Source organism: Geothrix oryzisoli (assembly GCF_022808865.1).
In the GTDB taxonomy this organism is placed as follows: Bacteria; Acidobacteriota; Holophagae; order Holophagales; family Holophagaceae; genus Geothrix; species Geothrix oryzisoli.
The window spans coordinates 413,345-425,970 of sequence record NZ_JAKZLB010000003.1 but is presented as its reverse complement, the minus strand read 5'-3'; the positions used below and the strand labels follow the sequence as shown (position 1 = coordinate 425,970).

General features: G+C 69.3%; 15 protein-coding genes. 4 read left to right on the top strand and 11 right to left on the bottom strand.

Annotation, left to right across the window (positions count from 1 at the left end):
• Positions 1-2: 2 nt before the first annotated feature.
• Complete coding sequence (locus tag MLE43_RS10140) at positions 3-611, bottom strand: peptidylprolyl isomerase (RefSeq protein ID WP_420843195.1); 609 nt, start codon at positions 609-611, stop codon at positions 3-5.
• Positions 612-718: 107 nt separating this feature from the next.
• On the opposite strand from MLE43_RS10140, the gene MLE43_RS10135 reads away from it, so the two are divergent.
• Positions 719-1,633, top strand: a complete 915-nt coding sequence (locus tag MLE43_RS10135; protein WP_243303633.1) for a prepilin peptidase — start codon at positions 719-721, stop codon at positions 1,631-1,633.
• A gap of 102 nt (positions 1,634-1,735) precedes the next feature.
• Positions 1,736-2,677 carry an ion channel gene (locus MLE43_RS10130; RefSeq protein ID WP_243303631.1) on the top strand — a complete coding sequence of 314 codons (942 nt, stop codon included), beginning with the start codon at positions 1,736-1,738 and terminating at the stop codon, positions 2,675-2,677.
• Between the two features lie 9 nt (positions 2,678-2,686).
• Here the strand turns inward: MLE43_RS10130 and mce are convergent, their stop codons facing one another.
• From mce to tmk, 5 genes are all read right to left on the bottom strand, one after another.
• Complete coding sequence (gene mce / locus MLE43_RS10125) at positions 2,687-3,091, bottom strand: methylmalonyl-CoA epimerase (RefSeq protein ID WP_243303629.1); 405 nt, start codon at positions 3,089-3,091, stop codon at positions 2,687-2,689.
• A 46-nt stretch (positions 3,092-3,137) separates the two neighbouring features.
• Complete coding sequence (locus MLE43_RS10120; protein ID WP_243303627.1) at positions 3,138-4,343, bottom strand: PDC sensor domain-containing protein; 1,206 nt, start codon at positions 4,341-4,343, stop codon at positions 3,138-3,140.
• A gap of 87 nt (positions 4,344-4,430) precedes the next feature.
• On the bottom strand, positions 4,431-4,673 hold the full coding sequence (locus MLE43_RS10115; protein ID WP_243303625.1) for a DUF2492 family protein: 243 nt from the start codon (positions 4,671-4,673) through the stop codon (positions 4,431-4,433).
• 65 nt (positions 4,674-4,738) lie between these two features.
• Positions 4,739-5,752 (bottom strand): hypothetical protein, encoded by a 1,014-nt coding sequence (locus MLE43_RS10110; protein WP_243303622.1) that lies wholly within the window; start codon positions 5,750-5,752, stop codon positions 4,739-4,741.
• A 9-nt stretch (positions 5,753-5,761) separates the two neighbouring features.
• A complete protein-coding gene (gene tmk, locus MLE43_RS10105) occupies positions 5,762-6,418 on the bottom strand; it encodes a dTMP kinase (protein WP_243303620.1) in 657 nt (218 codons plus the stop codon).
• Positions 6,419-6,537: 119 nt separating this feature from the next.
• On the opposite strand from tmk, the gene MLE43_RS10100 reads away from it, so the two are divergent.
• Positions 6,538-7,653, top strand: coding sequence for a zinc-ribbon domain-containing protein (locus tag MLE43_RS10100; protein WP_243303618.1), 1,116 nt, complete (start codon positions 6,538-6,540; stop codon positions 7,651-7,653).
• Position 7,654: 1 nt separating this feature from the next.
• The gene (locus MLE43_RS10095; RefSeq protein ID WP_243303616.1) at positions 7,655-8,152 is read left to right on the top strand and encodes a hypothetical protein; all 498 of its coding nucleotides are present in this window, start codon (positions 7,655-7,657) and stop codon (positions 8,150-8,152) included.
• 37 nt (positions 8,153-8,189) lie between these two features.
• On the opposite strand, the gene rfaE1 is transcribed toward MLE43_RS10095, so the two are convergent.
• From rfaE1 to MLE43_RS10070, 5 genes are all read right to left on the bottom strand, one after another.
• Positions 8,190-9,194, bottom strand: coding sequence for a D-glycero-beta-D-manno-heptose-7-phosphate kinase (rfaE1, locus tag MLE43_RS10090; RefSeq protein WP_243303614.1), 1,005 nt, complete (start codon positions 9,192-9,194; stop codon positions 8,190-8,192).
• Entirely contained in the window at positions 9,191-9,373 is a 183-nt protein-coding gene (locus MLE43_RS10085; RefSeq protein WP_243303612.1) for a Trm112 family protein, read from the bottom strand. The genes rfaE1 and MLE43_RS10085 overlap by 4 nt, the downstream gene beginning before the upstream one ends.
• 150 nt (positions 9,374-9,523) lie before the next feature.
• On the bottom strand, positions 9,524-9,877 hold the full coding sequence (locus MLE43_RS10080; RefSeq protein ID WP_243303610.1) for a P-II family nitrogen regulator: 354 nt from the start codon (positions 9,875-9,877) through the stop codon (positions 9,524-9,526).
• 13 nt (positions 9,878-9,890) lie between these two features.
• Entirely contained in the window at positions 9,891-11,603 is a 1,713-nt protein-coding gene (locus tag MLE43_RS10075; RefSeq protein ID WP_243303608.1) for an ammonium transporter, read from the bottom strand.
• A gap of 73 nt (positions 11,604-11,676) precedes the next feature.
• A complete protein-coding gene (locus MLE43_RS10070) occupies positions 11,677-12,591 on the bottom strand; it encodes a TorF family putative porin (protein WP_243303606.1) in 915 nt (304 codons plus the stop codon).
• Positions 12,592-12,626: the final 35 nt, after the last annotated feature.

The following is a 12,626-nucleotide window of genomic DNA, read 5'->3' as shown; positions in this document are numbered from 1 at the left end:
ACCTACGGCTGCTGGGGCGGCAGCAGCACGGCGTCCTTGAGGCGCACGGGGTATTGGGGCACCCCGGACTGGCCCTTCCGCCACTCGGTCCGGACCTTCTCGATCTTGTCCACGGCGTCCATGCCCGCCACCACCCGGCCGAAGACGCAATAGCCGTAGCCTTCCTCGGTCATGTCCCGGTGGTCCAGGGCCTTGTTGTCCACGGTGTTGATGAAGAACTGGGCCGTGGCGCTGTGGGGCGAACCCGTGCGGGCCATGGCGATGGTCCCGCGGGTGTTCCTCAAGCCGGCCCGGAAGGTCTGGGGCGCCTCATTGACGACGGGCGCCCGGAGCGGTTTCTCGTCCAGGTTCTCCAGCAGGCCGCCTCCCTGGATCATGAAGCCCTCGATGACGCGGTGGAAGATGGTGCCCTTGTAGTGGCCGTCCTTCACGTACTGGAGGAAGTTCGCCACGGTCTTCGGCGCCAGCTCCGGCTCCAGCTCCACCACGATGGGGCCGTAGCTGGTGAGCAGCTGCACCCGGGGTTTGGCCACGGGCGCGGGCGTGGCGGCCGGCAGGGGCGCGGGCGCCTGCTGGGCGGGCGGCGCCGGAACCGGTGCCTGGGCGGACAGGGAGACGGCAAGGACGAGGCAGGACAGCAGCTGGGGCACGGGGTCTCCTGGGGCGTTCCCTTCCATTCTGCCGCGAACGCGAAAGAAGTCCCCGGTATCGTTGTCCCATGCCGTTCCTCGACCTCCCGCCCTGGATCCTGAGTTTCTTCCTGGCGCCCTTCGGGCTGCTGCTGGGTTCGTTCTCCAACGTCCTCATCCACCGGCTTCCACAGGAAGCCCCCGAAGACCGCAATGTGGTGACGAAGCCCAGCCACTGCCCGTCCTGCAAGACGAAGATCAAGCCCTGGCACAACGTGCCCCTCCTCGGCTGGCTGTGGCTGCGGGGGAAGTGCGCGGCCTGCGGCTGGCGCATCCCGGTCCGCTACCCGCTGGTGGAACTGCTGGGCGGCCTGATCCTCGGCGGCGCCCACTGGCTGTTCCCCTTCGGAACGCTCATCTGGCTCAAGGCCGTCATCTGCGCCTACGCCCTGCTGGTGCTGTTCTTCACCGACTTCACCGAGATGATCCTGCCGGATGCCCTCCAGTTCCCCCTGATGGCGCTCGGCGTACTGTTCGCCCTGCCCCAGCTGGCCTGGCCCGAGCTGCTCCTGAAGGCCTGGGGCCAGGGCACCACGCTCATCCAGGCCCTGGCCTTCCACAACGGCCTCCAGCCCGCTCCGGCCTACCACGGCTTCGAGCCCACGGTCACCTGGCAGGCCAGCCTGCTGGGCCTGGCCATCGGCTACGGCGCCCCCGCCCTGCTGAACCTGATCTACAAGGCCATCCGCAAAACCGACGGCCTGGGCATGGGCGACTTCAAGATGCTGGCCTGGCTGGGCGCCTTCTGGGGCTGGGCACCCATGCTGGGGATCCTCTTCCTGGGCGCCGGCCTGGGCGCTGCCGTGGGACTGCCCCTGATGCTCACCCGCCGCTCCGGCGGCCAGACCATGCTGCCCTTCGGCTGCTTCCTGGCCCTGGCCACGCCCGTCGTCGTGTTCTTCGGGCGGGCGCTGTGGCTGGGCTACCTGGGCGTGGTGGGCTGACGGGCTCCACATCAGAACCAAATGAGGGCGCGGCAGCCTGCCTCCTGGCGAACCCTCCTCCGGTCGCTACACTTTGGGCTTTCCCTTCTTTTGCAGGACACCATGGCCTCCCCCTTCCGCGGACCCTCTCTCCCTGACGACCTCGGCCTGGGCCTCCAGGCGGGTTCCCGTCGAGGGGTCAACAAGGACGGCTCCTTCAACGTGCGCCGCCTGGGCCTTCCCCGCTTCCGGGCCTACGACCTCTACCACCACCTCATCACCATGGGCTGGGGCCCCTTCCTGGGGCTCCTGTTCCTGGCCTTCCTCGTCACCAACGCCCTGTTCGCCCTCGTCTACCTTGGCATCGGGATGGAACACTTCATCCGGCTGGGCGGCATGACGCTCTCGGGCCGGCTGGAGGACGCCTTCTTCTTCAGCGCCCAGACGCTCACCACCGTGGGCTACGGCCAGATCAGCCCCCGGGGCACCCTCGCCAGCTCCGTGGCGGCCCTGGAGTCCCTCCTGGGCCTCCTGAGCTTCGCCCTGGCCACGGGCCTCCTCTATGGGCGGTTCTCCCGACCCCAGGCCTGCATGCGCTTCAGCACCAGGGCGGTGGTGGCCCCATACCGGCAGATCACGGGCTTCATGTTCCGCCTCGTCAACATGCGCAGCAACCAGCTCATCGAGGTCGAGGCCACCGTGAGCCTGTCCTTCGAGGATCCGGGATCCGGCCTGCGCCGATACACCCTGCTGCCGCTCGAGCGCTCGAAGATCCACCTCTTCCCATCCAGCTGGACCGTGGTCCACCCCATCGACGGGGAGAGCCCCCTGCAGGGCCTGACGGCCGAGGACCTGCGCCGGGCCAAGGCGGAGTTCATCGTCCTCATCAAGGCCTTCGACGACACCTTCTCGCAGACCATCTACGCCCGGACCTCGTACACCGCCGAGGAAGTCCAGTGGGGGGCCCGGTTCAAGCCCATGATCTTCGCGACGGCCGACGGCATGACCGAACTGGATGTGGGACGCCTGGACGCCCTGGAAGACACCGGAGCGGGCCCGGGCTGACCGGGACCGTCAGCTTCCCTGGCTCAGCTCCATCAGCACGCCCCCCGTTTCCGCGGGGTGGATGAAGGCCACCCGGCAGCCGTGGGCGCCGTTCCTGGGCGTTGGATCGATCATGCGCACCCCCTTGGCGAGCAGCCCGGCCACGGCGGCGTCGATGTCGTCCACCTCGAAGCAGACGTGGTGGATGCCGGGGCCGCGCTTCGCCAGGAACTTGCCGACGGGGCCCTCGGGATCGGTGCTCTCCAGGAATTCCAGCGTACTTTCCCCCACCGGGAAGAAGGCCGTCGTCACTTTCTGCTCGGGCACAGCCTCGGTGTGGTCCGGCGTCAGATCGAAGAGCCGCGCCATGCGCGCCATGGCCTCGTCCAGGCCCGGTGTCGCGATGCCCAGGTGGTTGATGCGCAGCAGTCTCATACAGGCTCCCGTCCCCCTCATTCTCCGGCATCGGGGGCCGAAACGCCTACCTCGAGGGCGTCTTCCCCGACCACCCCGGGAAGACTTCCTTCGCGCAATCGGGACAGATGCCGTGGGTGAACTCGGCGGCGGTGTGCTCGTTCAGGTAGGCCTCGATCTGGTTCCAGTAGCCCTTGTCATCCCGGATCTTCTTGCAGTGGCTGCAGATGGGGAGCATGCCACCCAGCGTCTTCACCTCGGAGAGCAGGGCTTCCAGGCGCGCATGGGCGGCCTGCTGGCGGACCCAGGCCCGATGCACCATCCAGGAGGCGGCCAGGGTCAGGCCGATGAACAGCAGCACCTCCAGGATCTCCTGGGCGACATCCCGGCGCCAGTCCGCCAGGAAGTCCCGCTCGGCCAGACCCACCAGGAGGTAGAACGGCAGCCCGGACACCCGGCGGATGGCGAAGGTGCGCTGGATCTGATCAAAGGGCGTGAGGGCCCGGTAGGTGCCGACCCTGCGCCCGGACTGGGCGAAGGCCGCGAACCCCGGGGAAACGATCCGCTGGCCGACGGCGGTTCCGGCGCTCACGGGCTCCGGATGGCGGGCGATCAGCCCCATGTCCAGGTCCCGGAGGGCCACGGAACCGTGCGCCCCCACATCCAGGGCCGAAAAGGCCCGCGTGAACTGGTCCAGGGAGATGACCGCGTGGGCCATGCCGGCGAAGCTGTGGTCGGGGCGCTCGATGCGGCGGGCCAGGACGATCACCCAACTCCCCGTCAGCCGTCCCAACAGGGGCTTGGACACCACCAGGCCGGTCTCGGGAACATCCCGGAGGCGGATGAAATGCTCCCGGTCGGACAGGTTGACATTGGCCTTCGAGCCCACGCCGCTCCCATGATCGACCAGGCCCTGGGCATTCGTGGTCCGGATGGCCAGCACCTCCGGGACCCGCTCGTGCTGCCGGCGGATGAAGGCATCCAGGTGCCGGCCCTGGGCCGGATCCGCAGCCACGCGCTCGGCCTCCTCCTTCACCGCCAGCACGGCGAGGTCGGCCTTGCTGAAGATCTCCCCCACATAGTGGTCGAGCACCAGGCTCAGGTTCTGGGCCGTGGCGACCGCCTGGTCCTCGCGGTTCTGACGGCTCTTGTAGAGGGACATCGCCGCCATGAGGACGACGAAGAGGTTGAGGACCAGCACCCCGGCCTGCAGCCCGAGGAGGAAGCGCTTGGGAGCGAAGATCTGGAGGGGCGGGTCCTGGGGGGATGCCATGGGATCCAAGGGAAAGGTGTCAGGGAGATCCTAGCAACCCCCGGGGACAGCGCCCCGGACGGGGATCTCCGGCCTTCAGCTGGCTGGTCAGTGCTGGCAGGCGGGAGCCATGCCCAGCGTCACGGTATCTCCGGCCACCTGGATCTTGCCCTTGCCGCCCAGGAAGGCGAGGACGCCGTCGAAATCGAAGGTATCCCCATGACAGTTGCAGTAGGTGGCCGCGGCACCGTGGGCGGCGACCGAGGCGGCGCGCAGGTCCTCCAGGCGGCAGCTCCCGCCCTTTTCCACCAGCAGGGACAGCAGGTCGTGGCCGTAGAGGGGTTCGGACATGGCGGGCTCCGGTTCAGGAGTCGTGGCTCCTGAACCCAGTCTACCTGGGCGGGCCGTGACGGGGATCACGCGCTCTGGAGGGCCAGCCCCACTTCCCGCAGCAGGGGCTCGGGGCTGAGGTTGCGGAGCAGGTGGCGCAGGGATCCCAGGGCGGCCTCCTGGGCCGGTCTCAGGTCCCGGGGCTGGGCCGCCAGAGGTTCCAGGATCTCCCGCCAGGGCTCGAGCGCCGGAGCTTCGCCGGCGCGGAGCCGCACCAGGTCGGCCAGCAGGCGCAGGAGCAGCTCCAGGGGCTGGCGCAGCTGCTCGCCTTGGGCCAGGGGGGAATCCTTTTCCGGCAGCAGGGCCTGGCCGGCTTCGCTGAAGGAGCGCCCGCCCAGCAGGTCGAGCCAGGCCTCCACCTGGGCCTCGGCCCGACGGAAGGCGGCCTCCTCCAGGAACCGCAGGCTGCCCTCGCCCAGGGCGGTCCAGCGGGAACGGTCGGTCTCGGTCCAGCCATGCTGCAACGCCACGGCCCAGGCCTCCTCCGCGGCCAGGGGGGCGAAGGGGATGCGCTCGCAGCGGCTGCGGATGGTCTGCAGCAGGGCCTCGGGGCGGTGCGTCACCAGGATGAAGTGGGTGCCCACCGGCGGCTCTTCGAGGGTCTTGAGCAGGAGGTTGGCGCTGGTCTCGTGGAGGCGGTGGGCCTCCTCCACCAGGATCCAGCGGTGGCAGCCCACCGGGGGCGCCAGGGAGGCCCACTCGATGACGCCCCGGCTGAAGCGCGGCTGGTGCTCGGAATCGAGGCCCTCGCGGACCTGGTCGATGCGGATGACGCCCGCCTTGCCCTCGGGGACGATGCGCAGCAGGTTGGGCAGCTCGAAGGGCAGGTCGTCGCCCATCACCATGCGGCAGCCCTCGCACTGCCCGCAGGCATTGCGGCGGAAGCAGAGCTCGCGTCGGGCCAGTTCCAGGGCCACGCGGCGCTTGCCGACGCCTTCGGGCCCGGTGAACAGCAGCGAACCGCGGATCCGCCCCCCCTGGAGACGATCCAGGAGGCGCTGACGGATGGCGTGATGGCCGGCGAGGTCGGAGGCGAACATGCAGGAGTCTCAGTCGATCACGAAACCAGCGCTGCGCAGGAGCGGCGCCACCCGGGCCCAGATGGCCGCCTCCACCTGATCCACCGGGTCCCGCGCCGGCACCAGGGCCACCCGGACAGGCTGGGTCTGGGCGAGGATCAGGAAGCGGTTCCGCACCTTGCGGTGGAACTCCAGCGCGGCCTGGTCAAAGCGGGTCTCGGCGAATTCGGCGCCCAGGGACAGGTTGCGGACTTCCACCCGCTGCAGGGAGGCCTCGGGATCCATGTCCAGCAGCACCGTCAGGTTCGGGCGCAGTCCCCGCAGCACGATGTCGCTGAGGCGGTCCAGGTTGGCCTCGGAGACGCCGCTGGCGCCCTGGTAGGCCCGGGTGGAATCCTCGAAGCGATCCACCAGCACCACCTTCCCCTCGGCCAGGGCCGGGCGGATCACCTTCTCGAGGTGCTGGGCCCGGTCCGCGTAGAAGAGCAGCAATTCGGCGTCCGCGCACCAGGCCTCACCGCTGGCGTGGCGCTCCAGCAGCAGGCGGCGCAGCTCGCGGCCCAGGGCGGTGCCCCCCGGTTCCTTGGAGACCACCAGGGGCAGGCCAAGGTGGCGCAACCGCTCGGAAAGCCGCAGCAGCTGGGTGGACTTGCCCGAACCCTCCACGCCCTCGATGGTGATGAACACGCCCCGCAACCGGACCTCCGTCCGATGAGGATACCCGGCGGAGTGGTCCCGCGGCCCGCCCGCGGGTTTGGTCCGGGGTCCACCGAGTGCTATCCTGCTCGAAACTCCAGGAGTTCCAGGTGGCCGAAGCGATCCATTGCCCCAGCTGCTCCATCCGATACCGCCTGAGCCCCGAGCGGCTGCGGCCGTCCATCCGCCGGGCCCGCTGCTTCTCCTGTGGAGCGGTGTTCCCCCTGAGCCTCGACGTGCCGCTCCCGCCGCCCGAGGCCCCCGCGGCCACCGCCAGCTTCGATCTGGCGGATGTGGCCGCCGCCCTGGGGCAGATCCCGGCCGCGCACCACGAGCCGGAGCCCGCCGTGCCCTCCTCGCTGACCCTGGGCGACCTGGAGAGCACCGACGCCGACATCCTGGAAAGAACCCTCTCGGGCCTGGGCGTCGAGGTTCCCGCCCAGCCCCTGGCCGAGGCGGCGCCCCCGCCCGCCCCTGCGGTGGTTCCCCCCCCGGCCGCGGCGCTGCCTGAGGCCGGCGAGGACACCCTGACCGGAACCTACAGTTCGGCGAAGGATGCCATCAGCAAGCTGTTTGCGGGGGTCCCGGATCTGCCGCCGACGCCGAAGGCGCCCCGGGAACCCTCCTCCATGGACATGGAAGCCACGCTGTCGGCCCTGGAAGCCACCCTGGGGAAGGGCGGCGCCACGCCTCCGGGCCTGCCCTCCGCCGTGGACGGGGACGAGCCGACGTCTTCGGGCCACCGCCCCGAAGACCCCCATGCGCCTTCCACCACCACGCTGCGTCTCTCCCAGGCCGACCTCCAGGCCGCCCTCCGGGCCGGCCGGCCGGAGCCGCCCACCGAGGCGCTCCGCCCCTCGGACCTGATGGCCCCCCTGCCCGAGCCGCCGGTTCCCGCGGCCCCGCCCTTCCAGGCCCAGGAGGCCCCGGCGGTCGAGGAGGCCAACGCCGAGCGGCTGCGCCTGAAGATCGACGACGAGATCTACCCCAGCCTCACCATGGCCCAGCTGACCGCCTGGATCGAGGAGGGGCGCGTCCTGGAGTACCACCTGGTGGCCCGGCAGCACAGCGAGAACTGGCTGGAGGCCCACAAGGTCCCCGGGCTGCGCCCCGTCTTTGAGCGCCTGCGCCGCGAACGCGTGGGCTCGAATCCCAACATCGATTCCCCCATCCTGGAGATCGCCCCCAAGAAGAGCCTCTTCGGCGGCCTGTTCGGGAAGAACTGACATGCAGACCCTCGCCCTCACCGCCCTCCTCTGCCTGGCCCAGGCCCCGGCCCCCCAGTCGCCGGCACCGGCTCCCGCCGCAGCGCCGGCAGCCGCCCCGGTACCCGAGTCCTCGCTCTCCTACTTCTCCGAGTCGTTCCCCTTCGCGTGGGACCGGGTGATCCCCCTGTCCGTGAATGTGGACGGCCTCAAGGTCACCAGCATCTTCTTCAACCGGCGCATGGTGCAGCCCGGATTCTTCAACATCCTCCAGGGCGCCGAGTTCGGCACGCGCGCCCAGGTGGAAGTCACGAACACCGCCAAGTACCCGCGGATCCCCGGCTTCGCCGTGGCCGTGCTGGACAAGGACGGCCGGCTGCTCGGCGTGGCGTCGGGCGGCACCAAGGTGGGCACCATCAAGCCCGGCGAGACCGAGACCTTCGACCTGAACTTCACCCAGGTGAAGGAGCGCCTCCCCAAGGGCGACCGCTTCCTGCTCGCCATCGAACTGAGGAATTAGATCCCGTTCAGTCCACTGGGCCACGCCCCGTGGAGCCTCAATTCGCTTCCTGCTCGTGATAGTGGGCCAGCAGTTCGGCCGGGGTGACCGTGGCCGTGCCGACCTTGGCCACCACCACACCGGCGGCCGCGTTGGCCAGCATGGCCGCCTCGCGCCAGTCCGCTCCCGCGGCGATGGCGGCGCTGAAGGCGGCGATGACCGTATCGCCCGCGCCGCTCACATCGAAGACCTCCCGGGCCTCGGTGGGCACCATCCAGGGGGCCGCGTGGTCGCCATCCGGCGCAAAGAGGGCCATGCCCCGCTCGCTCCGGGTCACCAGCAGGCCCCGGAGACCCAGTTCGGCCAGGATGGCCCGGCCGGCGTCGGCCACCTCGGCATCGGACTTTGCCGGCCGCTGGGCCAGTTCCGAGGCCTCCTTGGTGTTGGGCGTCATGAGCGTCGCCCCCTGGTAGAGGGCCTTGTGGGCGGGCTTGGGATCCACGATCCAGGGCAGGCCCTTGGCGGCGCAGATGGACCGCACCGAATCCATCACGGGTCCATTGACCACGCCCTTGGCGTAGTCGGACACGATGAGGGCCGAGGCCTCGCCCAGAGCCTGCTCCAGCCGGGTCCTGAGGCCCATGAGCACCGCGGCCTCGGGGGGGCCGGACTCCTCGCGGTCGATGCGGAGCATCTGCTGCTGCTGGCCCACGACGCGGGTCTTGATGATGGTGGGGCGGGACGCGTCCAGCACGAGGCCCGAGATGGAAATGCCCAGGCGGCCCAGCAGGCCCAGCAGCCGGTCGCCGGCCACATCCTTCTGCAGCGTGCCGATGAGCAGCGGCTCCGCCCCCAGGGCCTTGAGGTTCGCCGCCACGTTGGCGGCGCCACCCAGCACCGCCTGCTCGCGCACCACCCGCACGATGGGCACCGGGGCCTCCGGCGAGATGCGGCTCACCTCGCCGAAGAGGTACTCGTCGAGCATCACGTCGCCCAGCACGGCCACCTTGCGGCCGTCCATGCGACGAAGCAGCGATTCGGCCTGGGCGCGGTCGAGCCTCACTTCCCCACCTGCTTCGCGCCCATCGGCTTGGCGTGGTCCACCAGCATCACCGGGATCCCATCCTCGATGGGATAGAGCAGCCCGCAAGCCTGGCAGTGCAGCCCTTCGGGCCGCTCCTCCAGGTCGCCGTGGCAGGCCGGGCAGCAGAGGATCTCGAGGAGGCGCGGGTCCAGGGACATGGAACTTAGTTTATCGGATTCGGACACGGTGGGCACTTTCGTCGACCTTCCCGCAGGCAGCCTCGTCAGGGCGCGCCAGGACCCACCCAGCCGGTCCTGGCGCGCCCCTACCATCCGCATCCTGAGGGCGCGGCGCTGGAAAGAGGAGCCTCACGGCCCGATGGCCGCATTGCCCATTTCGCCCGTGCGGACCCGGAAGCATTCCTCCAGGTTCAGGACGAAGACCTTGCCGTCCCCCAGGTGGCTGGGCTCGGACTTGGCGGCCGTCATGATGGCTTCCACCGCGGGTTTGACGAACTCCTCGTTCACCGCGATCTCCAGCTTCACCTTCGGCAGCAGGCGGATGAGGCCGATCTTGTTGCCGCGGAACTGTTCCGCGAAACCCTTCTGGGTGCCGCAGCCCCGCACGTCGGACACGGTCATCAGGTAGATGTCCTTGGCCACCAGGGCGGCCTGGACGGCCTCGAACTTGTCGGGCCGGATGATGGCGACGATCATCTTCATGGTGGGCTCCTGATCACATGGATTGGGGGACGGGAGTCGGCGTTCCGCTCACCTTCTCGCTGTGGACGGGCACCCGCAGGGGCGCGCCGGCGGGAGAGGCCAGGGCCGAGATCACATACTCGGGATAGGCCGAGATGCCGTGTTCGTGGATGTCCAGGCCATCGTGCTCGCCATCTTCCGACAGGCGCAGGAGGCCTTTGGCATCGAGGGCGAGCATGACGGCGAAGGAGACCGCCAGCGTGGCGAAGGTGATGATGACGCTGCCGATGGCCTGGGCGGCCAGGACCTTGGCGCCCCCGCCATAGAAGAGCCCCGTGAGCTTGGTGGACAGGTCCGGCGCGACGGGGTCGCTACCGATGGCGGAATACTGGCCGCTGGCGAAGAGGCCGAGGGAGAGCGTGCCCCAGATGCCGTTCATCATGTGCACGGGGACCGCACCGATGGGATCGTCGATGCGCAGGTACTCGAGCAGGTCCACGCCCAGGATCACGATCACCCCGGCGATGCCTCCGATCATGACCGAGCCGAAGGGGCTCACCCAGTAGCAGGGCGCGGTGATGGCCACCAGACCCGCCAGGAAGCCGTTGGTGATGGAGCCCGGATCCCACTTCCCGGTGCGGACGTAGATGTAGAACACGGCGGTCAGGCCCGCGGCGCAGGCCGCGAGGGTGGTGTTGGCGGCCACCCGGCCGATGCCTTCGAAGTCCATGGCCGACAGGGTGCTGCCGGGGTTGAAGCCGTACCAGCCGAACCAGAGCAGCAGGCCGCCGCACACGGCGATGGTGAGGTCGTGGGGTGTCATGGGGCCGCCGCCATCCCGCTTGAACTTGCGCCCAAGGCGGGGACCGAGGACCACCGCGCCGGCGAGGGCCACCGCGCCGCCGATGGTGTGCACCACCGTCGAACCGGCGAAGTCATGGAAGTTCGTGCCCAGCGAAGGCAGGAACTTGCCGGCGCTGCCCATGGTGGCGAGGAAGCCGTCGGGCCCCCAGGCCCAGTGGCCGATGATGGGATAGATGAAGCCCGAAACCGCGAAGCTGTAGAGGATGTCGCCGATGAAATCCGTGCGCCCGATCATGGCGCCGGAGGTGATGGTGGAGCAGGTGTCCGCGAAGGCGAACTGGAAGAGCCAGTGGGCCAGGATGGCCACGCCGGTGGCGCCGTAGGTTGCCGGGGCGCCCTTGAGGAAGAACCAGTGGTACCCGATGAACCCGTTGCCCTCGCTGAACATGAAGGCGTAGCCGAAGGCCCAGAAGAGGATGCCGCACAGGCAGGTGTCGAAGACGCACTCCACCAGGACGTTCACCGTCTCCCGGGAGCGGCAGAAGCCCGCCTCCAGCATCACGAACCCCACCTGCATGGCGAACACCAGGAAGGCGGCGATCAGGGTCCAGACCGTGTTGAGGGGATTGATGATGTCCTTGGCGGCCACCACCGGCGCCGCGGGAGCGGGCGCGGCCGGAGCAGGCGCTGCCGCTGCGGGCGCAGTCGTGGCCACCGCAGCTGGAGGGTTCCCCGGGGGCGGCTCATCGGCCCGGACCGGGCTGCCGTTCAGCAGCAGCGGGAGGAGGATCGTCAGGCCGAGGATGGCGAGCAGCCCCAGCACCTTGCCCGAGGCCAGCGCGAAGCCGTACCGGCGCCATTCCGGATCTCGCAGGCGGGTGCCCAGCCGAGTCAGTTTTTCAGAGAAGGAGAGCTTGTCGCGCTCGCAGGAGGTCCTTGCCATCACAGGCTCCAAGAAATAAGGGTGAGGTGAAGCTTCGAATCCGGCCGGGCGGAGAGCCCCGGCCACGCGGTGTCTAGAAGGCCTTGGTGATCGTGAGCGTCACCCGCCCCTTGCCGATGTTCCGTCCCATGGCGTTCTCGTAGACCGTGACGTCGTCGTCGGCAGCCCGGGCCTTTGTGTCGGCGTAGGTGCCGGCGAGGGCCACCGTGTAGCCCTTGATCTCCTTCGCGAGGCCCAGCTTGTAGTCCGAGTAGCTGAACAGCGCGTTGTCGCCTGTGACGGAGCTCCCATTGAAGAAGTAGCCCGGGTTCGCCTTGTCGGAGTAGGTGGTATGCCCCCCATGGGCCAGCACCGTCCACCCGCTCTCACCCAGCGGGATCGCCAGGGAGAGGTCGACATAGCTCGTCCCGCCGGAGTTGTTGACCCCGAAGGTGGTCGCGCTGATGACCTGCGAATACTTCAGGCTGGCCCAGGCGTAGCCCAGACCCAGGTAGGCCTCGGTGGTGCTGGGGTTCCGGTAGGCGCCGAGGTTGTCGTAGGTGCCGGGATAGAGGTAGCGGTAGAGCCCCACATCCAGGGTCCAGTCCTTGGCGAAGCCCCACTTGTAGCCCCCGAACAGGTCCAGCTCCACACCGGCGGAGTTGACCTTGCCCGGCTGGTAGAGGGGCGCGCCCACCGCGGCCGGCGAACCCAGGGACGTGGGCGCGCTGGCGACACCTGCGTTCTGGTCCGTGAACCAGGAGATGTTGCTGAGGCTGGTGCTGAGGTAGAAGCCCGTGGGGTGGACCAGGTCCAGTTCCGCCTGGACCGTGGGTTTCCCATCGGTCTGGGTGAGCCCGCGGAAGATGTACTGAGAGCCGAGGGTCGCCGAGCCGGTCAAGGCAAATCCCAGGAGGGCGGGCGGGGCTGCGGGAGGCGGGGCCGGACTCTGGGCCGGCAGAAGGGCCGACACGGTCGCGAGCAGGGGTAGAACCTCGGATAAGTGCATGACGCACTCCAGAAAGATGGGACAGACCGGGGGTC